Raw genomic sequence first — 21,350 nt, 5'->3', positions numbered from 1 at the left:
GCACGCCCCCGAGCCCGACACCGAGGCGCACAGCACCGGCGTACGCACCCCCGAACGCGGCACCGCCCCCTCCCACCCCCACCCGGAAGGCAATCCCACCTCATGACCGGCACCGGCACGACCACCGCCGACGAGAAGCTCACCTGGCTCATCGAGGGGCTCCTGGAGCGGACCCCGGGGGCGCGGCACGCGCTCGTGTTGTCGCGGGACGGGCTGAAGCTGTGCCGGACGCCCGAGCTCACCGTCGACCAGGCCGACCAGCTCGCCGCGATCGCCGCCGGGATCCAGTCGCTGTCGCACGGCGCGTCGGTGGAGTTCGGGGACGGGAGCGGGGGCGTGCGGTCGGCCATGACCGAGTTCTACGGCGGGGTCCTGTTCATCGTCGAGGCCGGTGAGGGGGCGCACCTGGCCGTCGTGACCGCGGAGGACGCGGACGCCGGGCTGGTCGGGCACAACATGAGCGAGCTCGTGGAGCAGCTCGGCCGGTACCTCAGCGCACAGCCCCGGAACTCATGAGTCGCCCTGGAAGAGACGACTCACCCGACCGCCTCTACACCCTCACCGGTGGCCGCACCCGCTCCGCCCCGGACAGCCCCTTCGACCTGGTGACCCTCGTGGTCGCCGAGTCCGACCCGAGGCCCGGCATGCAGTCGGAGCACGCCACCATCCTGCGGATCGCTCAGCTGCCGGTCGCCGTCGTCGAGTTGGCCGCCGAGCTGAAGCTTCCCATCAGCATCACCAAGGTTCTTCTGTCCGATCTCCTCGCGGCGGGCCGCGTCAGCGCCCGCCATCCGAAGAAGGCCGCCGTCACCGATCCCGACGTCCTGGAACAGGTGCTCGTTGGACTCCGCAACCTCTGACGCGCGCACCCCGCTGGGTGCTTCCGCCGACAACGGCCTGAAGATCGTGGTCGTCGGCGGCTTCGGCGTCGGCAAGACCACGCTGGTCCGTTCCGTCAGCGAGATCCGTCCCCTCAGCACCGAGGAGACGATGACCCGGGCCGGCGAGCACATCGACGACATCAGCGAGGTGCGGGAGAAGAAGGCCACCACCGTCGCCTTCGACTTCGGGCGCATCACGCTCGACACCCGCAATGTGCTGTATCTCTTCGGCGCGCCCGGTCAGGAGCGCTTCTCGTTCCTCTGGGACCGGCTGTTCGCCGGGACGCTCGGGGCCGTCGTCCTCGTCGACACCCGCCGTATCGACGACTCCTGGTACGCCATCGACCGGCTGGAGCGTCACGGCACCCCGTTCGTCGTGGCCTGCAACGACTTCGGCGGCCCGGCGTACGCACCCCGGCACCTCCGCGAGGCCCTCGACCTGGACCCGCACGTCCCGCTGCTCGACTGCGACGCCCGCTCCCGCGCCTCCGGCAAGCAGGTCCTGATCACCCTGGTCGAGCACGTCAGGAACCGGTATGCCACCCACATCCCGTCTGCCAAAGAGGAGTTGGCGCTGTGACCGCCGCCCCCACCGCCCCCGTACCGCTCGGCGGACCCAGATTCCAGACCGAACCGGCGCAGCTGTACCGGGAGATGCGGCGCGAGCACGGTGCCGTGACGCCGGTCCTGCTCGACGGCGACGTACCGGCGTGGCTGATCCTCGGCTACCGCGAACTGCATCAAGTCACCGGCGATCCGGTGCTGTTCAGCCGCGACTCCGAGCTGTGGAACCAGTGGGACCGCATCCCCGACGACTGGCCGCTGCTGCCGATGATCGGCCGTCGGCAGCCCTCGATCCTCTACACCGTCGGCGAACGCCACCGCGAGCGCGCCGCGATGATCAGCAACGCCCTGGAGGCCGTCGACCCGTCCGAACTGCGCGGCTACGCCGAGAGGTTCGCCGACGAGCTGATCGACGCGATCTGCGCCAGGGGCGAGACGGACCTCGTCGCCGACTACGCCACGCTGCTGCCGGTACGGGTCCTGGCCCGCCTCTACGGCTTCCCGGACGAGCAGGGCCCGGGTCTGGTGGCCGCGCTCAACGACATGATCGACGGACGCGAGCGGGCGATCGCCGGGCAGACCCATCTGGCCACGTCCATGGCCCGGTTGCTGGCCGACCGGAAGGCGTACGCCGCCGACGACGTCGTGTCGCGCATGCTCGCCGACCCCGCCGGGTTCACCGACGAGGAGATCGCCCAGGACCTGATGGTGATGATGGCGGCCGGCCACCAGCCCACCGCCGACTGGATCGGCAACTCCCTCCATCTCATGCTCACCGACGAGCGGTTCGCGGCCTCCCTCTTCGGCGGGCGCAACAGCGTCGCCGACGCCATGAACGAGGTCCTGTGGGAGGACACGCCCACGCAGAACGTCGCCGGCCGCTGGGCCTCCCGCGACACCCAGCTCGGCGGCCGCCGCATCCGCGCCGGCGACCTGCTGCTGCTCGGCCTCCAGGGCGCCAACTCCGACCCCCAGGTGCGCACCGACGGCTCCGCGCTCACCGGTGGCAACAGCGCGCACTTCTCCTTCGGGCACGGCGAGCACAGATGCCCGTTCCCGGCCCAGGAGGTCGCCGAGGTCATCGCCCGCACGGGCATCGAGGTCGTACTGGACCGCCTCCCCGACATCGACCTGGCCGTCCCGGCCGAGTCCCTGACGCGCCGGCCCTCGCCGTGGCTGCGGGGGCTGGCCGAGCTGCCCGTCCGGTTCACCCCCGTACCCGCGCTCTGACCGAACCCGGCCCTTGGAGGCACGCCCCTATGACGACGACCGGTATCGAACAGACCCGTATAGCGCTCGACCCCTTCGTCACCGACCTCGACGGCGAGAGCGCCAGGCTCCGTGCCGCCGGTCCGCTGGCCGCCGTGGAACTCCCGGGCGGCGTGCCCGTCTGGGCGGTGACCCGTCACGCCGAGGCGAAACAGCTCCTCACCGACCCCCGCCTGGTCAAGGACATCAACGTCTGGGGGGCCTGGCAGCGCGGGGAGATCGCCCCGGACTGGCCGCTGATCGGTCTCGCCAACCCCGGCCGCTCCATGCTCACCGTGGACGGCGCCGACCACCGCCGGATGCGCACGCTGGTCGCCCAGGCGCTCACCCCGCGCCGGGTGGAGGAGATGCGGGCCCGGATCACCGAGCTGACCGAGGGCCTCCTGGACAACCTCACGGGTGACGTGGTCGACCTGAAGGCGGACTTCGCCTACCCCCTCCCCATGTACGTCATCGCCGACCTGATGGGCATCGACGAGGCGAGGCTCCCCCGTCTCAAGGAGCTCTTCGAGAAGTTCTTCTCGACGCAGACCCCGCCCGCCGAGGTCATCGCCACCCTCACCGAACTCGCCGGGATCATGGCGGACACGGTCGCCGCCAAGCGCGCCGAGCCCGGCGACGACCTCACCTCGGCCCTCGTCCTGGCCTCCGAGGACGGCGACCACCTCACCGACGACGAGATCGTCTCGACCCTCCAGCTGATGGTCGCGGCCGGCCACGAGACGACGATCTCGCTCATCGTCAACGCGGTGCTCCAGCTGTCACTCCACCCGGACCAGCGAACCCTGGTCCTGTCCGGCGAGGCCGACTGGTCGTCGGTCGTGGAGGAGACCCTCCGCCACTCCACCCCCACCTCCCACGTCCTGATCCGCTTCGCGACGGAGGACGTCCAGGTCGGCGACAAGGTCCTCCCGGCGGGCGACGCGCTGATCGTGTCGTACGCCGCCATCGGCCGCGACGAGCAGGCCCACGGCCCGACGGCCGCCGACTTCGACATCACCCGCACCTCCCCCAACCGCCACATCTCCTTCGGCCACGGGCCCCACGTCTGCCCCGGAGCGGCCCTCTCCCGCCTGGAGGCAGGGGTCGCCCTCCCGGCCCTCTACGCCCGCTTCCCGCACCTCGACCTGGCGGTCCCGGCGGCAGAACTCCGCAACAAGCCGGTGGTGACGCAGAACGACCTCTTCGAGCTGCCGGTACGGCTGACCCCACAGCCCCTGACCTCGTAGATCTTGTTCTTGCGCAGCCGGTCCACGGGTCGGCGGAGTCGTCTCATCGAACGGACACGTTTCCGTCCGGTTTCACCGAGGAGATACCCTCCGGCTCGTGGCTGAGATCCAGATTCCCGCTGACATCAAGCCCGCCGACGGACGATTCGGCGCGGGCCCCTCCAAGGTGCGGACGGAAGCGCTGGACGCGCTGGCCGCCACCGGTACCTCTCTCCTCGGCACCTCCCACCGCCAGGCTCCGGTGAAGAACCTGGTGGGCAAGGTGCGCGAGGGCATCTCCGAGCTGTTCTCGCTCCCCGAGGGCTACGAGGTCGTCCTCGGCAACGGCGGCTCGACGGCCTTCTGGGACGTGGCGACCCACGGCCTGATCGAGAACAAGTCGCAGCACCTCAACTTCGGCGAGTTCAGCTCGAAGTTCGCGAAGGCCGCCAAGCTGGCCCCGTGGCTGGCCGAGCCGGACGTCATCGTCTCCGACCCGGGCACGCACCCCGAGCCGGTCGCGCAGGCGGGCGTCGACGTCTACGCCTTCACCCACAACGAGACCTCCACCGGTGTCGCCATGCCGATCAAGCGCGTGGCCGGCGCCGACGAGGGCGCGCTGGTCCTGGTCGACGCCACGTCCGGCGCCGGCGGCCTCCCGGTCGACATCGCCGAGACCGACGTCTACTACTTCGCCCCGCAGAAGTCCTTCGCCTCCGACGGCGGCCTGTGGATCGGTGTCTTCTCCCCGGCCGCGATCGAGCGCGCCGAGCGCATCCACGCGTCCGGCCGCCACGTCCCGGAGTTCTTCAGCCTCCCGACGGCGATCGACAACTCCCGCAAGAACCAGACGTACAACACCCCGGCCCTCGCCACGCTCTTCCTGCTGAACCAGCAGCTGGAGTGGCTCAACGGCCAGGGCGGTCTGGACTGGTCGGTCCGCCGCACGGCGACCTCCTCGCGCACCCTCTACGGCTGGGCCGAGGACATCAAGTACGCGAACCCGTTCGTCGCCGACCCGGCCAAGCGCTCTCAGGTCATCGGCACGATCGACTTCACCGACGAGGTCGACGCGGCCGCCGTCGCCAAGGTCCTGCGCGCCAACGGCATCGTCGACACCGAGCCCTACCGCAAGCTCGGCCGCAACCAGCTGCGCGTCGCCATGTTCCCGGCGATCGACCCGGCGGACGTCGAGGCGCTGACGAAGTGCATCGACTACGTGATCGAGAAGCTGTAGCTCCCTGGTCAAGCCCGGTGGTTGCGCAGCTTGTTGCAGGGCCCTGTCGGTGACAGGGCCCTCTGCGTTGGGTACGGCGGTGGCATGAACAGACCGATACCAGGCACCGTGCAGGTCGCGGTGCGCCACATCCTCAGCGACAAGACGACCGGCGTCCTCACCCGGACCCGCAGGATCACCTGGCGGGACAGCCTGTACCGGGTGCGCCGGCCGGCGTCCGGCAAGCAGACCGTCGAACTGACCTGCCCCGAGTGCGAGGCCTCCCTGCTGGCCGAGGTCCGCGACGAGGCCCGGACCCGCCGGACGGCCACGATCCTGCTGATCCTGGCGGCCGTGTCCGTGATCGTCTTCTTCACGGCGTTCGGCTACGCCGTCCACGAGGGCGGCAAGACACTTCCCGAGGGCCAGTCCCTGCCGACCCTCTTCCCCATCAGCGTCGTCTCGGTCTTCGTCACCTTCGTCGCCGCTCCCGTGCTCTTCCTCCAGGGCCGCCGCTACAACGGCGTCAGCATGCTCGACGCCCCCAAGCCACGGCGGCTGCACGGGATCATGCCGGTACGCGGCTGACCGGTCCCCACGGCACCAGGACGAGCTTCCCGGTGGTCCGCTTCTCCTCGATCGCACGGTGGGCCGCGGCGGCCTCGCCCAGCGGATAGGTGCGTTCGACGGTGACCTGGAGCCGGCCCGCCTCGATACGGTCGGTGATCGGCTCCAGGGTCCGCCCGGACGGCTCGGCGGTCACCCACGCGTAGCGCACCCCGCGTGCGGCGGCCCGCTGTTCGTCCGTCCCCGGGTCGATGGACGCACCGACGAGCAGACCGCCCGGCCGGAGCACGTCGAGGGAGCGGGGCCCGTAGGCACCGCCGACGAGATCCAGGACCACGTCCACGGGCGCCACGGCGCTGCGGAAATCGACGGCGGTGTAGTCGACCAGCTCGTCGGCGCCGAGGCCCCGCAGGTAGGCGTGTTTGGCCGGGCGGGCGGTGCCGATGACATGGGCGCCGAGTTCCTTGGCGAGCTGCACGGCGACATGGCCGACGCCCCCCGCGGCGGCATGGATCAACACCCGGTCGCCGGGCTGGACCTGGGCGAGTCCGGCCAGCGCCCGCCAGGCGGTGATGGCCACCAACGGCACAGCCCCCGCCTGCGCGAAGTCGAGATTCCTGGGCTTGAGCGCCAGTACATCGGCCGCCGCCGCGACGTACTCGGCGTAAGCTCCACGCGGTCCGACGGCCAGCATGCCGTAGACCTCGTCGCCCGGTGCGAACCGCGTCACCCCCTCCCCCACCCGCTCGACGACACCGGCGACGTCATTGCCCGGCGTCCACGGCAGCGACACCAACTCCGGCACCCGTCCGGCCCGGAGGACGGCGTCGCCGGGGTTGATCCCGGCACCACCGACCCGTACCAGCACCTCCCCGACACCGGGTTCGGGCACGTCGGTCTCGGCGTGGGCGAGAACCTCCGGGCCGCCGAACTCGGTCTGGACGATGGCGTGCATACGGCGGGCGGACATCGGAACTCCTCGTGGGTGGGCCGTGATGTGCCCCATGCTCACCCCGGCCCGTAAGCCCGCGGAAGAAGGCACTTATCTGATATCGAGGTTCCTTGTGGATACCGGCTTCGACCTCAGAGAACACGGCGGCGTGGACGTCTTCCTCCGCGACTGCCCGACCCGTGCCGTACTGGAGCTGATCGCGAGCAAGTGGACCATGCTGGTGCTGGTGGCCCTGGAGAACGGCCACCCCATGCGCTTCGCCGAACTCCGCCGCCGCCTGGACGGCGTGACCCCGAAGGTCCTCACCCACACCCTCCGCGCCCTGGAGCGCGAAGGCCTGCTGAACCGCAGCGTGTACCCGACGGTGCCACCGCGAGTGGAATATCAACTCACTGAACTGGGGCGCGAGTTGGGCTCTCTGCTCCAGACCATCACCGACTGGTCCCAGACGAACATCACCGCCATCCGGTCGGCCCGCGAGGAGTTCGACGAACGCGCGGCGCGGGTGGAGCGGGAGGAGATCGATCCGGTACGAGGGTGAAGGGCGCCCGGGGAGGTGGCACAGGGCGCCCTGCATGGTGTGGAGTTCGACGGCGCGCTCTCCGACGAACAGTTCCTTGGCGCTGGTGCTCTGACCGTCATGCCACCCACGGGTAAGTACCATGCCCAGCCATGGACCATCACCAGCAATTCCATCGCGCGGCGATCGAACGGGGCATCCCGGAGGATGAGGTCAGCAGGTTCGCCGAGTTCCTGCGATTCGCGATCTGGGCACGCGAGCGCCCCAACGGCGTTCCGGTCGGGCGAAGCGGCGGGTTGCCCCGGCTGCCGGTGGGCATGGAGTGGCCGTCCTCCGAGTACGGGCCGCTGCCGTTCATCGCCTCCTTCGACTGTGCGGCGCTTCCCGGAGTGGACGGCCTCGCCCTGCCGGCGGACGGCTCGCTGCTCCTCTTCCTGCACCACGAGTGGGCCTACGACGCCTTTTCCATAGCCGACGAGCAGAAGTTCGCGCGGATTGTGTATGTGCCGGCCGGCACCGACACCGCGACGGCGGAGGAGCCCGACCACGACGAGGACATGTTCTGCGATGTGTCGCTCGACTTCGTCGGCCGGGAGTACGACCTCTTCGCCACGGTCACCGCGGAACTGCCCAGCTGGTTCGAGGACGACGACGAGGCTTCGCAGTCCGACGGCCAGGAGCACCTGGCGCGCGACCTGGCCCACCGAGAGGAACTCCGCGCTCTGGTCAGAGAGCTCTGGCCGGAGGGCAACGGCGCCGACGTCTGTCTCGGCGGGTACTCCATGGGCATCGGCGAGCTTGCCACCGCCCACATGTACACCACTCCGGAGACCAGGATGGCGGAGGACATCCTTGAGGCACGCGTAAAGGCCGGCGAACTCGTCGTCCCGCCGGGCGAGTGGAGTCCGCGCCTGGAGGAGGAGGCTCTTCGGGTGATGCGCGAGTGGGTGCCGCTTGCCCAGTTCGTGCCGGGGGACGAGGTCTACCACGCACGTTTCCTGATCCGCCACGACGACCTCGCCGCCGGTCGATTCGACAAGGCACTCTCCTTCACCGCGTTCACCGAATAGGCGCCGCCTCGTCGTACGTCCCGCGTACCCACGCCGATCGGCGCGGGGAGGCGGGATGGCGCGCAGCTGGTCAGGATCCGCGGGGTCGGCCCGCTCGGCATCCGCCCCACCGCCGGCCTGCGCGGGGCGTAGCACGGCAAGCCCGACCGCTCGCCGGCGACCAGGTCACACTCACGGAGCGGTCGAGCCAACCTGCCCCCGGCTCACGCCGGTTGGGAAGTCACCCCGCCGTACAACTCACGCTCGGCACCGCACCCCCACCCGGCGCACCGCCGAACCCGAAGCTCACCGAACCGCCCAGAGGCACACTCCCGTTGTGCGAGGCGTTCACCGCCGTCACGGTCGCCCCGCTCTGGGTGTACGACGCGTTCCACATGGATGTGACCTGCTGCGAGCCGCTCCAGGTCCAGCTCACCTTCCACGAACTGATCGCCGTGGCCCCGGTGTTGGTCACCTTCACGTCGGCGTTGAAGCCGCTCCCCCAGTCGCTGCTCACGGTGTACGCGGCCGAGCAGGCAGCCGTACTCCCTCCGCCTCCTCCGCCCCCACCACCGGTACCCGTACTCGGAAACAGCGGCGCCTTCACGCTCGCCAGATACCCGTCCTTCACCGTGTCCACCGTCACCCAGTCGTCCTTCAGAATCCCGCCCGTGTCACCGGAGTTGGGATTCCACGACCAGAACGTCCACTGGAAGGAATCCGCCCCGTACGTCGACGTGGGCCGCAGGTAACTCACCAGCGCCGCCAACCACTTCTGATCCACCGCGGACGCCAGCGTCGTACCGAACTCGCCCACCCACACGGGCGCGATGTTCTGCTTGAAGATGTAGCCCCAGTACTTGTCCCAGACACCAGGCATGTTGTCGGGGAAGGACGGATCGCTGAACCAGGGCTGCTGCGCCACGCTGGTCGCGTAGTCATGAGCGGAGTACACGACCCGACCCGCCACATCCAGCTGCACCGGATACTGCCCCACCCCCATCAGGTTCCCGCCCCACCAGCCGGAGACCCCGCCGAACGTCTGCACACCCTCGACGAAGATCAGCAGCTCGGGGTTGACGCCCAGCACCGCGTTCCCCGCCCGCTGAGCCGCCAGCCGCCAGTCGGTGGCCGCGTCCCCGCACCCCCAACAGGCCGGATCGTGCGGCTCGTTGTGCAGATCGATGCCTACGACGGTGTCCTGGCCCTTGTAACGGGCCGCGAGGGCCTTCAGGTCGGCGATCCAGGTCGACTCCGGCACCGAGGCCGTGTACCAGAGCGCCGACTGCCCGCCCGCGTCCGGCCGATGCCGGTCGAGGATGACCTTGAGTCCGTCCTGACCGGCGTACGCCACGATCTTGTCCATGACCTGCAGGGAGTTGAGCCCCTGGAGATCGGCGTTCTTTCCGCTGCTGAAGTCGATGCTGTTGGGGACGGTCGAGGACTTGAAGATGTCGTCGCTGTAGGGCAGCCGGATGGTGTTGTACCCCAGCGACTTCATCTGGTCGATCATGGACTTGTAGTCCCGGGACCACAGTCCATGGACCACGTAGTTACCGGTCTCGAAGCCGAACCAGTTGATCCCGGCGATCCGGACCGGCTGCCCGGCCGCGTCCAGGATCTGCCGGCCACTGGTGTGCCAGTAGCCGGCACCGGGCGCCTCGGCCGCGTCCGCCGTACGCACACCCACACCGGCCAGCGGTAACAGAACCGCCGCGGCAACAGCGCACAGCACTCTTCGCAGGCTGCGGAACATGTCGCTGCTTCCTCTCGGGAGGCGCGGGCCCGGAATCGGTGGGAGCGCTCCCACACACCACGCACCACCCAGAAAACAGACGCGCCATGGCCACGTCAATAGAGCCGACGTCAAGAGGAGGTGCCGAGCGCCCCCACAGCAGGCCGACCGCGGTGCCTGGCCCACTCCGGCCCGAGAACGGACATCACCGTGGCGTCCACCCACTCGCCGTCCCACAGCAGAGCGTCACGCAGTACGCCCTCGGGGACGAAGCCCACCTTCTCGTAGACGCGGCGAGCGCGCGGATTGAAGGCGTACACCTCCAGCGAGATCCGGTGCAGCCCCAGCTCCTCGAAGCCATGTCCGACGATCAGCCGCGTCGCATCCGTTCCCAGACCGCGACCGAAGGCGCCTGGCACCAAGGAGATACGGAAGTTGCAGCTTTCGTTGTCCGCGTCCCACTCGTTGAGCACCACTTCTCCGACGACGTTCCCCGTAGCCCGCTCGACCACCGCGAGGTCCAGCCGATCGTCCTGGTCACCCCGCGTGTCGTACCACGCCCGAATACGTGCCTCATCGGGTTCGTCGTCGCCCTGGCTGCCGGTCAGTCGCATCCCCTCGGCATCCGAGAACATCGGCATCAGCGCAGGCACGTCATCCACGGTGACCGGTCGCAGTACGACCAACTCCCCGCTCAGGGTGGGCTTGACGCGGAAACCGGAGACAGAGGCGATTCGATCACGGTCGGTCACTTCCGCAGTGTGCCGCACCGCCCGACCCGCTGTCCTCCGGTTTTCCGCGCAGCGAAGCCCCTGGGGGCTGTTGCCCGGAAGAGGACCCGTGAGGCGAGTCAGCGGGCGAAGCCGTTCCCGAACTCGGCGTCCGTGACGGGAGCGCCGAGCGTGGCGGGCCCGAAGGCGACCGAGCCGGAGGCGGTCGGGCCGGTGCTGGTGGAGCGGAAGCCCCAGACGGCGCCGTCGGAGGTGTCCTCGCCGGGGGCGCCGACGTACAGCTCGGCGCGGCCGTCGTGGTTGGCATCGACCAGCGCGGTGCGGCTGCCGAAGATGTCGTTCCGCTCGGCGGTGCCGGGCACGCCCGTGGTGTTCTGGTTGAAGGACACCGCGCCGCTGCCGGTGAGGCCGGACGCGCCGCCGCGCAGCACGGCCACGGCACCCGCCGAGGCGACCGAGCCCACGTCCTCACCCGGGGAGCCGACTGCGACGTCGGCGTAACCGTCGCCATTGGCGTCCGCGACGGAGATGCCCAGGCCGAAGTCGTCGCCGTACTCGGACACTCCGGGCACACCCGCCGTGTTCTGGTTGATCGACGTCGTACGGGAGGTGTCGGGCCCGTTCGCCGAGCCGTACACCACGCCGACCTGGCCGCCGAGGAGCGCCGGGTCGGTGGAGTCCTCACCGTGGCCGTCGAAGGGGCGGCCGATGACGAGGTCGGCGTACCCGTCCTTGTTCACGTCACCGATGCCGAGGCTGGAGCCGCCGGGCACCTCGGTGCCGTCGGCCTGCTTCAGGGTGACCGGTGCGCTCAGGCCCTGCCCGGTGCCGTGGAGGTAGGCGACGCGATAGGCGACGCCCGGCGTCTCCTCGTCGTTGGTGTGGATGAGCGCGACGAGGTCGGTGATGCCGTCGTGGTCGACGTCCCCGGCGGCGACGTCGTCGGTGCTGTAGTGGATGTCGGGGTCGGTACCGAGGTCGAAGGAGAGGCTCGTGGACCCCGTGGCGCCGGCGGTGCGGGTGAACGGGCCGGTCAGCAGGCGCTCGTCCGTGGCCACGTCGAGGTGACCGTCGCCGTTGAAGTCGCCGACGGCGGGGTGCCGGGGTTGGACCTGGTTGGACATGTCGCCGGCCGCCACGACCCTGCCGCCGCTCAGTCCCGTCTTCCCGCCCCAGACGACGGTCAAGGTGCCCGCGTTCTGCACGGACCCGACGTCCTCGCCGCTCGCGCCGACGACCAGGTCCGTGTACCCGTCGCCGTCCAGGTCGCCGAGGGCCAGGCCCCAGCCGAACCAGTCGTCGGTCTCGGCGACGCCGGGTATGCCGGCCGTGTCCTGGCTGATGGTCTGCCGGTGCCTGGTGTCCAGCCCCGTCGCGGAGCCGTACACGACGCTCACGTACCCCGCACGGCTGTGCCCGCCGATCATGCCCCACGGGGCGGCGACGGCGAGGTCCGCGTACCCGTCGCCGTTGAAGTCGGCACGCACGCTCTGCGCACCGGATACCTGCGTGCCGGCCGCGTGCGCGCTCACCGGGCCGACGACGGCTCCGGCGACGGCCACGGCGGCCACGAGCCCGAGACGGGAACGAAACGTGCGCTTGCTCATGTGGTGTCCAACCCCTGCGATGGAAGAGCCCTGGCCCGACGGAGGAGCCAAGATCCTCACGCCGTCGCCAGTACGACTCCCCAGGTGGCGGCAGGGTTGTCCTGAAGACTGCGGGACTTCCCAGATCCACTTTCGCAGCAGACCCTAGCCGCCACGGCGGAACAACCGCCGCACCCCGAACACCACCGCCCCCGCGACGACCACGGCGACGGCACCCACCTTGATGTTGCCGCTCGTGCTGTCACCGCCGCTGCCGGAGGTGTCCGAACTCCCGTTGGTGGAAGGTGACTTGGAGCCGCCGCTCCCGCCCGGCGCGTCCTCCGCCTGTACGGGGCTGTCGGAACCCTCGCTGCCGTACAGGAGCTTGGTCCCGTCGAGGGAGTAGCTGACGGACTCGCCCTGGCCCTGGAGCGGTACGTTCAGCCGGCCCTTCCGTTTGATGTTCCCGCCGTTCCAGTCGTAGTAGATGCCGCCGAAGTAGCCGCGTACGGCGAGCTGTTCGCCGTTCGGCGAGATGGCGGCGTCGGTGGCCCAGAGGTCGACGGTGGCGACGGGGCGGAAGATGTTCGTCCCGGAGGAGGAGAGCTTGGCGGGGCCCTCGAACAGGTGGCCGCCGTCCTCGTTCTTGTCGATGATGTACGGCCGCCCGGTCTTCGGATCGACGACGAGCGACTCGGCGTTGCGGGCGCCGTTCGAGTACTTCACGACGTACTGCGTGGCCCGGATGGTCTGGTCGACGAGCTTCTTGGGCTCGGAGAGCTGATAGATCCAGACGTACGGCCACTTGCCGCCCAGGTTGTCGCCGATGTCACCCACGTAGATCTGGTGGTCTGGCCCGATGGAGATGGCCTCGACGTCGCGGGGCCGGCCGATGCCGCTGAGGGTGATGCGGGCGACCGTCTTCCCCGTCGCACTGTCGACGGCGTAGATGTACGGCCCGTCGTCGCTGTCGTTGTGGGTCCAGTAGATACCGGGGTGGAGGTGGGAGGCGGCGAGTCCGCTGGACTCGGTGATCCGCGGGTCCGTGATCGTGAACCCCTTGTCCCCCTTGCCGTCGGCGGCGGCGGACGCGGGCAGGGCGAAGGCGCCCACGAGCAGGACCCCGGCGAGGAGAGCGAACGGTCGACGCATGCCCCAAGCCTGCCATCCCGGTGACCCGTTCACGTGCGTGGCAGGCTTCACACCCCACCCGCCCCACGAGGGACCGCCGATCGTCCATCATAAGCGGATGCTCAGGTTCATGCCGGTCGGCGACTCCATGACGATCGGAAGCGCGGGCGAACACACCTGGCGCTACCGCGTGTGGCAGCACCTCCGCGACACATACGGCGGCCCCTTCACCCTCGTGGGCCCGCGCGAGACGCTCTACGACAAGGCGCTGGACGCCCCGACGTCGTACGAGTACGCCGACCCCGACTTCCCCCGCGCCCACCTGGCCGGCTGGGGTGAGGGCTGGCTGCACATGGCGCCGCTGATCGGGGAGGCGGTACGGGGGTGCCGCGCGGATGTGCTCCTCGTCTCGCTGGGCCTCATCGACCTGGGGTTCTACACCGACGCCGAGCAGACGGGGCGGAACGTGCACCGCTTCGTCACCGAGGCCCGCACCGCCAGAGCCCGAGTCCGCATGGTCTTCCTGCCGGTGATCCCCAACGTCCGCGCCACCACCGACGCCCCCTTCGCGGCCCAGGTCGCCCGCTTCAACGAACTCCTCGCGAAGGCGGTCGCCGACCTCGACGAGCCCCGCTCACCCCTGCTCCTGGCCTCGCCCCCGCCGTCGTACGACATCAACCTCGACACGTACGACGGCACCCATCCGAACGCGAACGGCGAGCACCGCATCGCGGGGGCTTTCGCGGACGCGATGTATCAGGCGTGGGACGTGGGGGAGCCCTACGCGGCCGGAACGAGGTGACCGATTTCCGACGTCTCCCGATCACCGTGCGTATCGTTGTACCGCGCGGCCGCACCTGTCCGTGGGGCAGCCGAGGAGGAGCGCCACGATGACCGTCCTTGAAGACAGGATCGAGATGGCCGACCACAGCGACGAACTGACTCTGGACATCCTGTTCGAGTCGCTTGAGCGGACCACCCCCGAGGGCTACAAGGTCGAGATCGTCGAGGGGCCGCCGGTGACGGCGCACCGGAGTTGACCAAGGGCGGCGGATTCCGGCTGGACGATCCGGAGGGGGAGGTCGGGATCGAGTTCATGGTGGCCGTCGACAACTCCGGCCCCTCACCCGTCGCCTACCACGTGCCCCTCACCTACCGCGGCGCCCCGCTCCCCGGCGCGGAACACGCCCTCGTCGGCACCATGGAGCACGGTGTGCTGGGACCTCGCTGGGCCTACGACGGCTGTCACGACCCGGTGCTGTACACCGAACTGCTCGCCCTGATCGAGGGCCGGGCCCAGGCCGTGGCCCAGAGCATCACGGACACCCCGGACCACGATGTGGCCCGCTCCTGCACGGGCACCGCCGACCTGGGTTCCCCGTCCTGGCCGGTCGAGGTCACCGACGACGGGCACGGCACCACGCTCCCCGCCCCGCACGGTGCGACCCTCCGCGTCCACCGCGTCCTGGACCCGACCGCCCCCGACACCCGACCGGCGGACGCGATCGGCCATGTCACCGGCGCCTGGCAGGCCACGGACGGCACACGCGCGCGGGCCGTCTTCGCCGTCACGTACGCCGCCGCCCGGAGTTGACCTTCCTCAACGGCGATCGGCCACGATCCCAGACAACAACTCCACGGCCACGAAGGGGACTTCACTCGTCCGCACCGAACGCCGGCCGGGCGGCCGGGTGACGCCGGTCAGCGTCGGAACAACGGCGTGGGCGAGCCAGCCGTCCGCGGAACCGCCTTGCCTAGAGCGCACTCCACGTCGTTGGCTAGGGAGTCATGAGGTACACGCAGCTCGGACGCACGGGACTCAAGGTCAGCCGACTGGTCCTCGGGACCATGAACTTCGGACCGCAGACGAACGAGGCCGACAGCCACGCGATCATGGACGCGGCGCTGGCGGCGGGCATCAACTTCTTCGACACAGCGAACGTGTACGGCTGGGGCGAGAACAAGGGCCGTACGGAAGAGATCATCGGGAACTGGTTCGCCAAGAGCGCGGCCAACCGCGACAAGGTCGTCCTCGCCACCAAGGTGTACGGCAACATGGCCGCCGACGGCGACGCCTGGCCCAACCACGACAAGCTCTCCGCCCTCAACATCCGACGGGCCGTGGACGCCAGCCTCAGGCGGCTGCAGACGGACCACATCGACGTCTACCAGTTCCATCACGTCGACCGGCGCACGCCGTTCGAGGAGATCTGGCAGGCCATCGACGTGCTGGTGCAGCAAGGGAAGATCCTTTACGTGGGATCGTCCAACTTCCCGGGCTACAAGATCGCCCAGGCCAACGAGATCGCCGCCCGCCGCGGCGGCACCATCGGCCTCGTCAGCGAGCAGTGCCTCTACAACCTCGCCGAACGCCGCGCCGAGATGGAGGTCATCCCGGCCGCGGAGGAGTACGGCCTCGGGGTCATCCCCTGGTCACCGCTGCACGGCGGACTGCTCGGAGGCGTCATCAAGAAGGAGGTGGAAGGCGGACGCCGGGCAAGCGGCCGGGCCGCCGACTCCCTCGCCAACACCACCATCCGCGCCCAGATCCAGGCCTACGAGGACCTCCTCGACAAGCACGGACTGGAACCCGGCGAGGCCGCCCTGGCCTGGCTCCTCACCCGCCCCGGCGTGACGGGCCCGATCGTCGGCCCGCGCACCACGGAGCAGCTGGAGTCCGCGATCAGGGCCGTGGAGCTGGACCTGAGCGAGGAACTCCTGACCGGCCTCGACGAGATCTTCCCGGGCCCGGGCCCCTCCCCGGAGGCCTTCGCCTGGTAACGCCGGAACCATCGCCCACCCAGGGGCGGCGGGGCTGCGTGTGAATGCGGCTCCGCCGCGCGGGCGCGACCAGCCCCGCAGAGCGCTACTTCCCGAGGGCGGCCGCCAGGGCAACCACAACGAACAACAGCACAAGCGCACCGGCCATGATCCGGTTCCGGGTCTTCGGGTCCACGTACCCGAGCCTAACCGGCCCCTCCGAACCCCCAACGGCCGACCACCTCATACCGCGGCTGCTCCCCCCGCACCCCCGACCGGGGCAGGTCGCTGCGCACCAGCGCCACCTCGCCCACCGTCCACGCACGGCTGTCGAACCCCTCCAGCGCCTCCAGATACGGCCGTACATCCACCGCGTCCCGACTCCGCGCCACCGTCAGATGCGCCTTGTACCGCCGGTGCTCCCCCATCTCCACCCCGGCCTTCCGCCCCGCCGCCTCCGCCCGGTCGGCCAGCAGCCGCAGGGCCGGCACCTCCCCCTCGGCTCCCACCCACAGCGCCCGTCCGTGCCCGAACTGCCCACCACCCCGCAGCGCGAGCGAGAACGCGCCGGTCCGCCGAGCCGCCCGCTCCAGCCGCGCCGACAGTTCCGGTACGACGCCCTCGTCGACCTCCCCGTAGAACGCCAGCGTGAAGTGCCACCCGGGCCGGCCCGTCCAGCGCAGCCCCTCCGCGCCGGGGAGCCTCCTCAACTCGGCCAGCTCGGCGGCCAGTTGCCCCGCCACGTCCTCCGGCGGCAACACCGCGGCGAAGAGTCTCATGAACGTCACCCTTCCAGGGAATGGAACAGCGGGCCACCGTCCCCGCACGAGGGAGACACGCAGGTCGACCGCGCCGAGTCACCTAGGCTGCCGCCATGACGAGCCCGGAGATCACCATCAGGGACGGCCACCGCGACGACATCCCCGCGATACTCGGCATGCTCGACAGCTGTGTGGAGTGGCTGGTGGCGCAGGGGCGGACCGGACAGTGGGGCGCGAAGCCGCTGTCGGAGCACGAACGGACGGTGGAGTCGGTCGTCCGGTACATGGACGAGGGCGACACGTACATCGCCGAGGCCGACGGGGTGCCGGCCGCCACCCTCACCCTCACCGACGCGCCCGGCGCCTATCTCTCCCACCTGCCGCCGGTCGGCGAGCCCGAGCGGTACATCCACTGGCTCGCCTCCGACCGCCGCTTCAAGGGCCACGGCGTGGGCAGCGCCCTGCTCGCGCACGCCGCCGAGGTGACCCGGCGCGCGGGCGTCTCGCTGCTGCGGGTCGACTGCTACGCGGGCGGCGACGGCAAGCTCGTCCGCTACTACGAGAGCAACGGCTTCGTCCGGACGGAGTCCTACCTCGGCACGGGCGACTGGCCGGGGCAGGTGCTGGAACGCCGCCTGTAGCGCCCTCCCCAGCCGCCTTGTTGCCCTGGCTTGCCGCCCACTTCCCGGCCGCGCCGCCCGTCAGGCCGCCGGGGCCAGCTGTTCCTGGGGCTCGCGCGGTACGAAACGGACCTGCGGGTGGCCGTGGTTCCAGCCGACCGACAGCCGCAGGTTGCCGACGCGGGCCAGGACCACGCCGATCACCACGGCGGCCGTGGCCGCGATGGCGCCGCCGACCGCCAGGCCGGCCCGGACACCGTACGTGTCCGTGATCCAGCCGGCGATCGGCGCGCCCACCGGCGAGCCGCCCATGAACACCATCATGTACAGCGACATCACACGGCCCCGCATGGCCGGGTCGGTGCCCATCTGGACCGTGGTGTTGCCGGTGACGTTGATCGTCATGGCGAAGACGCCGATCGGGACCATGAGGAGCGAGAAGAGCCAGAGGGACGGGGCCGCGGCCGCCGCCAGTTCCAGCGCGCCGAAGGCCACGGCCGCCGCGATCATCACCCGCATCCGGGCCGTGCCGCGCCGGGCCGCGAGGAGGGCGCCGACCAGGGAGCCGACCGCCATCAGTGTGTTGAAGAGGCTGTAGGAGCCGGCGCCGGCGTGGAAGACGTCGTCCGCGAAGGCCGAGAGATAGACCGGGAAGTTGAAGCCGAAGGTGCCGACGAAGCCGATCAGGACGATGGTCCAGATCAGGTCGGGGCGCCCGGCGACGTAGTGCAGGCCCTCGCGCAACTGGCCCTTGCCGCGCGGGGCGCGCTCGACGACGTGGAGCTCACGCGCCCGCATCAGCAGCAGGCCGACGATCGGCGCCACGAAGGACAGGCCGTTGAAGAGGAACGCCCAGCCCGTGCCGACGCCGGTGATCATCAGGCCCGCGACGGCGGGGCCGACCAGACGGGCGGACTGGAAGTTCGCGGAGTTCATGCTGACCGCGTTCTGCAGCTGGTCCGGGCCGACCATCTCGGAGACGAAGGTCTGGCGGGCGGGATTGTCGACGACCGTCGCGAGACCGACCGCGAAGGCGGCGAGGTAGACGTGCCAGACCTGGACCTGTCCGGTCAGCGTCAGCACCGCCAGCGCGATGCCGGCGACGCCCATCGCGGACTGGGTGACGAGAAGGGTGCGGCGCTTGGGCAGGCGGTCGACGAGGACACCGCCGTAGAGACCGAAGAGCAGCATCGGCAGGAACTGGAGTGCTGTCGTGACGCCGACGGCGGTCGCGGAGCCGGTGAGGCTGAGGACCAGCCAGTCCTGGGCGATGCGCTGCATCCAGGTGCCGATGTTGGAGACGACCTGGCCGACGAAGAAGAGGCGGTAGTTCCGGACCTTCAGCGAGCTGAACATCGAGGACGTGCGAGCGGGTCTGGCGATGGGCGGGGAGTGGTGGGTGGTGCTCGGTGCGGGGGCGGATTCTGCTCCGGATCCCGTACTCAAAGGGTTCGCCTCCTCTTTTCTCCTTGCTCGTTCGCCTCCGGGGAGCTCCAGCCGGTGTCGAGAGGACACCGGCGCTCCCCTTCGGCTCGCTCGCGTGTGACGACTGCGGCTTACAGGTGTGCGAGTCTCTCCAGCACGGGGGCGGCAGCGCGCAGTTTCGCCCACTCGTCCTCGTCCAGGCCGTCGACCAGGTTGGCCAGGAACGCGTTCCGCTTGGCGCGGCTCTCCGCGAGCATGGCCTCGGCCTGTTCGGTCTTGGTGACGACCTTCTGGCGCCGGTCCTCGGGGTGAGGCTCGAGACGGACCAGGCCCTTGGCCTCCAGCAGCGCGACGATGCGGGTCATCGACGGCGGCTGGACGTGCTCCTTGCGGGCGAGCTCGCCCGGGGTGGCCTTGCCGCAGAGGGACAGGGTGCCCAGCACCGACATCTCGGTGGGGCTCAGCGACTCGTCGACGCGCTGGTGCTTGAGCCGACGGGACAACCGCATGACTGCGGAGCGAAGCGAGTTCACGGCGGCAGCGTCGTCGCCATGGGTGAGGTCCGGCATGTCTTTAGCGTAACTCATTACTCTCGCTAAACAAGCTGACACGCGGGAGGATTCCCGTGAGACAGGCCACCGCAACGGGCGAGAACATCACCCGTACGGGTGAGACGGCAGCGGAAAGTGAACATCGCGCGAAGCCCGCCAGCGACCCTCGTGTGCATGGGGACCGAAGTACTCAGCCTGCGGATAGACGGGGAGCTGCTCGAACGGCTCCGGCACCATGCCGCCAAAAGGGGAATGAGCGTCCAGGACTATGTCGTCCGGACGCTCATTCGAGATGACTTCGACGAGCGGTTCCAGACCGCCGTCGACGAGACGGAGAGGTTCTACGGGGTCACGTGACACCCGTCGATCAGGTCAGACCCAGCGCCGGCATCAGGTAGTAGAAGCCGAACACGGCCGCGACGACGTACATCGGCACCGGGATCTCCCGGCCGCGTCCGGCGACCAGGCGCAGCACCACGAAGGTGAGGAAGCCCATGCCGATGCCGTTGGTGATCGAGTAGGTGAACGGCATCATCACCATGGTGACGAAGGCCGGGATGGCGACCGTGTAGTCGGCCCAGTCGATCTCCTTGACCGAGTTCGACAGGATCAGGAAGCCCACCGCGAGCAGCGCCGGGGTGGCCGCCTGGGACGGGACCATCGTGGCGACGGGGGTCAGGAACAGGGCGATGGCGAACAGTCCGCCGGTGACGACGTTCGCGAAGCCCGTACGGGCCCCCTCGCCGACGCCGGCCGTGGACTCCACGAAGGCGGTGGTGGCCGAGGAGGAGCTGGCGCCGCCGGCCGCGACCGCGAGGCCGTCCACGAACAGGACCTTGTTGATGCCCGGCATCTCGCCTTCCGCGTTCGTCAGCTTGGCCTCGTCGCTGACGCCCATGATCGTGCCCATCGCGTCGAAGAAGCACGACAGCAGGACCGTGAAGACGAACAGGATGCCGGTCAGGACGCCGACCTTGGAGAAGCCGCCGAAGAGGCTGACCTTGCCGATCAGGCCGAAGTCCGGGGTGGCGACCGGGCTGCCGGGCCACTTGGGCGTCGTAAGGCCCCAGGACGGGACGGTCGCCACCGCGTTGATGATCACCGCGAGGACGGTCATCGTCACGATCGAGATCAGGATCGCGCCGGAGACCTTGCGGACGATGAGGGCGAGGGTGAGCAGGGTGCCCAGGATGAAGACCAGGACCGGCCAGCCGTTGAGGTGACCGTCGGCGCCGAGCTGGAGCGGGACGGTGGTCTGGGCGGCGTCCGGGATGCGGGAGACGAAGCCGGAGTCGACCAGCCCGATCAGCATGATGAACAGGCCGATACCGATGGAGATCGCCTTGCGCAGGCTGTAGGGGACGGCGTTCATGACGCGCTCACGCAGACCGGTGGCGACCAGCAGCATCACGATGAAGCCGGCGAGGACCACCATGCCCATCGCGTCCGGCCAGGACATCCGGGGCGCGAGCTGGAGCGCGACGACCGAGTTCACGCCGAGGCCGGCGGCGAGCGCGATCGGGACGTTGCCGATGACTCCCATGAGGAGCGTGGTGAAGGCGGCCGTCACAGCGGTCGCGGTCACCAGCCGGCCGTTGTCCAGGTGGTGCCCGTACATGTCCTTCGCGCTGCCCAGGATGATCGGGTTCAGCACGATGATGTAGGCCATCGCGAAGAAGGTGGCGAAGCCGCCACGGACCTCGCGCGGGAGCGTGCTGCCGCGCTCGGAGATCTTGAAGTAGCGGTCGAGAACGCCCGAGGCGGGTGTCTTCCCCGGCTGTTCGGGGGCGGGGGCCTTGGTGGGGGCCGAGGTAGACATTGGAT

At 69.9% G+C, this 21,350-nt stretch carries 22 protein-coding genes and 2 pseudogenes; 15 read left to right on the top strand and 9 right to left on the bottom strand.

What is annotated here, in order from left to right; all coding sequences use genetic code 11:
• The first annotated feature begins 102 nt into the window (after window positions 1-102).
• The 7 genes from ACWC09_RS17635 (at window position 103) to ACWC09_RS17605 (ending at window position 5,726) form a co-directional block, all read left to right on the top strand.
• Window positions 103-516 carry a roadblock/LC7 domain-containing protein gene (locus ACWC09_RS17635; protein WP_450851435.1) on the top strand — a complete coding sequence of 138 codons (414 nt, stop codon included), beginning with the start codon at window positions 103-105 and terminating at the stop codon, window positions 514-516.
• Window positions 513-860: a DUF742 domain-containing protein gene (locus ACWC09_RS17630; protein WP_450851434.1), complete on the top strand. Its 348-nt coding sequence runs from the start codon at window positions 513-515 to the stop codon at window positions 858-860. The genes ACWC09_RS17635 and ACWC09_RS17630 overlap by 4 nt, the downstream gene beginning before the upstream one ends.
• On the top strand, window positions 841-1,461 hold the full coding sequence (locus ACWC09_RS17625) for a GTP-binding protein (protein WP_450851433.1): 621 nt from the start codon (window positions 841-843) through the stop codon (window positions 1,459-1,461). Before ACWC09_RS17630 ends, ACWC09_RS17625 begins: the two co-directional genes overlap by 20 nt.
• Window positions 1,458-2,675, top strand: coding sequence for a cytochrome P450 (locus ACWC09_RS17620; protein WP_450851432.1), 1,218 nt, complete (start codon window positions 1,458-1,460; stop codon window positions 2,673-2,675). The genes ACWC09_RS17625 and ACWC09_RS17620 overlap by 4 nt, the downstream gene beginning before the upstream one ends.
• Window positions 2,676-2,704: 29 nt before the next feature.
• On the top strand, window positions 2,705-3,943 hold the full coding sequence (locus ACWC09_RS17615; protein WP_450851431.1) for a cytochrome P450 family protein: 1,239 nt from the start codon (window positions 2,705-2,707) through the stop codon (window positions 3,941-3,943).
• A 97-nt stretch (window positions 3,944-4,040) separates the two neighbouring features.
• Entirely contained in the window at window positions 4,041-5,159 is a 1,119-nt protein-coding gene (serC, locus tag ACWC09_RS17610; RefSeq protein WP_450851430.1) for a phosphoserine transaminase, read from the top strand.
• Between the two features lie 84 nt (window positions 5,160-5,243).
• Window positions 5,244-5,726: a hypothetical protein gene (locus ACWC09_RS17605; RefSeq protein ID WP_450851429.1), complete on the top strand. Its 483-nt coding sequence runs from the start codon at window positions 5,244-5,246 to the stop codon at window positions 5,724-5,726.
• On the opposite strand, the gene ACWC09_RS17600 is transcribed toward ACWC09_RS17605, so the two are convergent.
• The gene (locus ACWC09_RS17600; RefSeq protein WP_450851428.1) at window positions 5,707-6,675 is read right to left on the bottom strand and encodes an NADP-dependent oxidoreductase; all 969 of its coding nucleotides are present in this window, start codon (window positions 6,673-6,675) and stop codon (window positions 5,707-5,709) included. The genes ACWC09_RS17605 and ACWC09_RS17600 overlap by 20 nt on opposite strands.
• A 94-nt stretch (window positions 6,676-6,769) precedes the next feature.
• Here ACWC09_RS17600 and ACWC09_RS17595 point away from each other — a divergent pair, with 94 nt between their 5' ends.
• Both ACWC09_RS17595 and ACWC09_RS17590 read left to right on the top strand, forming a co-directional pair.
• Complete coding sequence (locus ACWC09_RS17595; protein WP_450851427.1) at window positions 6,770-7,198, top strand: winged helix-turn-helix transcriptional regulator; 429 nt, start codon at window positions 6,770-6,772, stop codon at window positions 7,196-7,198.
• A 131-nt stretch (window positions 7,199-7,329) separates the two neighbouring features.
• A complete protein-coding gene (locus tag ACWC09_RS17590) occupies window positions 7,330-8,247 on the top strand; it encodes a DUF1963 domain-containing protein (protein WP_450851426.1) in 918 nt (305 codons plus the stop codon).
• A 220-nt stretch (window positions 8,248-8,467) separates the two neighbouring features.
• Here ACWC09_RS17590 and ACWC09_RS17585 read toward each other — a convergent pair whose 3' ends face one another.
• From ACWC09_RS17585 to ACWC09_RS17570, 4 genes are all read right to left on the bottom strand, one after another.
• Complete coding sequence (locus ACWC09_RS17585; RefSeq protein ID WP_450851425.1) at window positions 8,468-9,982, bottom strand: cellulase family glycosylhydrolase; 1,515 nt, start codon at window positions 9,980-9,982, stop codon at window positions 8,468-8,470.
• A 110-nt stretch (window positions 9,983-10,092) separates the two neighbouring features.
• The gene (locus ACWC09_RS17580) at window positions 10,093-10,659 is read right to left on the bottom strand and encodes a GNAT family N-acetyltransferase (protein ID WP_450851506.1); all 567 of its coding nucleotides are present in this window, start codon (window positions 10,657-10,659) and stop codon (window positions 10,093-10,095) included.
• Window positions 10,660-10,811: 152 nt separating this feature from the next.
• Entirely contained in the window at window positions 10,812-12,299 is a 1,488-nt protein-coding gene (locus ACWC09_RS17575; RefSeq protein WP_450851424.1) for a VCBS repeat-containing protein, read from the bottom strand.
• A gap of 144 nt (window positions 12,300-12,443) precedes the next feature.
• Window positions 12,444-13,430, bottom strand: a complete 987-nt coding sequence (locus tag ACWC09_RS17570) for a WD40 repeat domain-containing protein (protein WP_450851423.1) — start codon at window positions 13,428-13,430, stop codon at window positions 12,444-12,446.
• 97 nt (window positions 13,431-13,527) lie between these two features.
• Here ACWC09_RS17570 and ACWC09_RS17565 point away from each other — a divergent pair, with 97 nt between their 5' ends.
• The 4 genes and pseudogenes from ACWC09_RS17565 to ACWC09_RS17550 all read left to right on the top strand — a co-directional run bounded on the left by ACWC09_RS17565 (window position 13,528) and on the right by ACWC09_RS17550 (window position 16,190).
• Window positions 13,528-14,211, top strand: a complete 684-nt coding sequence (locus ACWC09_RS17565; RefSeq protein ID WP_450851422.1) for an SGNH/GDSL hydrolase family protein — start codon at window positions 13,528-13,530, stop codon at window positions 14,209-14,211.
• An 88-nt stretch (window positions 14,212-14,299) separates the two neighbouring features.
• Window positions 14,300-14,422, top strand: a pseudogene (locus ACWC09_RS17560) (Uma2 family endonuclease); the annotation flags it as partial.
• Between the two features lie 2 nt (window positions 14,423-14,424).
• Window positions 14,425-15,003: pseudogene (locus ACWC09_RS17555) on the top strand (maltokinase N-terminal cap-like domain-containing protein); the annotation flags it as partial.
• A 194-nt stretch (window positions 15,004-15,197) separates the two neighbouring features.
• Window positions 15,198-16,190: an aldo/keto reductase gene (locus ACWC09_RS17550; RefSeq protein WP_450851421.1), complete on the top strand. Its 993-nt coding sequence runs from the start codon at window positions 15,198-15,200 to the stop codon at window positions 16,188-16,190.
• A gap of 185 nt (window positions 16,191-16,375) precedes the next feature.
• On the opposite strand, the gene thpR is transcribed toward ACWC09_RS17550, so the two are convergent.
• Window positions 16,376-16,948 (bottom strand): RNA 2',3'-cyclic phosphodiesterase, encoded by a 573-nt coding sequence (thpR, locus tag ACWC09_RS17545; RefSeq protein WP_450851420.1) that lies wholly within the window; start codon window positions 16,946-16,948, stop codon window positions 16,376-16,378.
• Window positions 16,949-17,043: 95 nt separating this feature from the next.
• Between thpR and ACWC09_RS17540 the strand changes: the two genes are divergently transcribed.
• Window positions 17,044-17,571: a GNAT family N-acetyltransferase gene (locus ACWC09_RS17540; protein ID WP_450851419.1), complete on the top strand. Its 528-nt coding sequence runs from the start codon at window positions 17,044-17,046 to the stop codon at window positions 17,569-17,571.
• 60 nt (window positions 17,572-17,631) lie between these two features.
• On the opposite strand, the gene ACWC09_RS17535 is transcribed toward ACWC09_RS17540, so the two are convergent.
• A complete protein-coding gene (locus ACWC09_RS17535; RefSeq protein WP_450851418.1) occupies window positions 17,632-18,996 on the bottom strand; it encodes an MFS transporter in 1,365 nt (454 codons plus the stop codon).
• Window positions 18,997-19,106: 110 nt separating this feature from the next.
• Window positions 19,107-19,544, bottom strand: a complete 438-nt coding sequence (locus tag ACWC09_RS17530; RefSeq protein WP_450851417.1) for a MarR family winged helix-turn-helix transcriptional regulator — start codon at window positions 19,542-19,544, stop codon at window positions 19,107-19,109.
• A 156-nt stretch (window positions 19,545-19,700) separates the two neighbouring features.
• On the opposite strand from ACWC09_RS17530, the gene ACWC09_RS17525 reads away from it, so the two are divergent.
• Entirely contained in the window at window positions 19,701-19,883 is a 183-nt protein-coding gene (locus ACWC09_RS17525; protein WP_450851416.1) for a ribbon-helix-helix protein, CopG family, read from the top strand.
• 10 nt (window positions 19,884-19,893) lie between these two features.
• On the opposite strand, the gene ACWC09_RS17520 is transcribed toward ACWC09_RS17525, so the two are convergent.
• Complete coding sequence (locus ACWC09_RS17520; RefSeq protein ID WP_450851415.1) at window positions 19,894-21,345, bottom strand: NCS2 family permease; 1,452 nt, start codon at window positions 21,343-21,345, stop codon at window positions 19,894-19,896.
• Between the last annotated feature and the right edge of the window lie 5 nt (window positions 21,346-21,350).

The organism is Streptomyces sp. NPDC001617, assembly GCF_053596855.1.
Note: the sequence above shows the minus strand (reverse complement) of the source record. Positions and strands in the feature narration are given on the sequence as shown.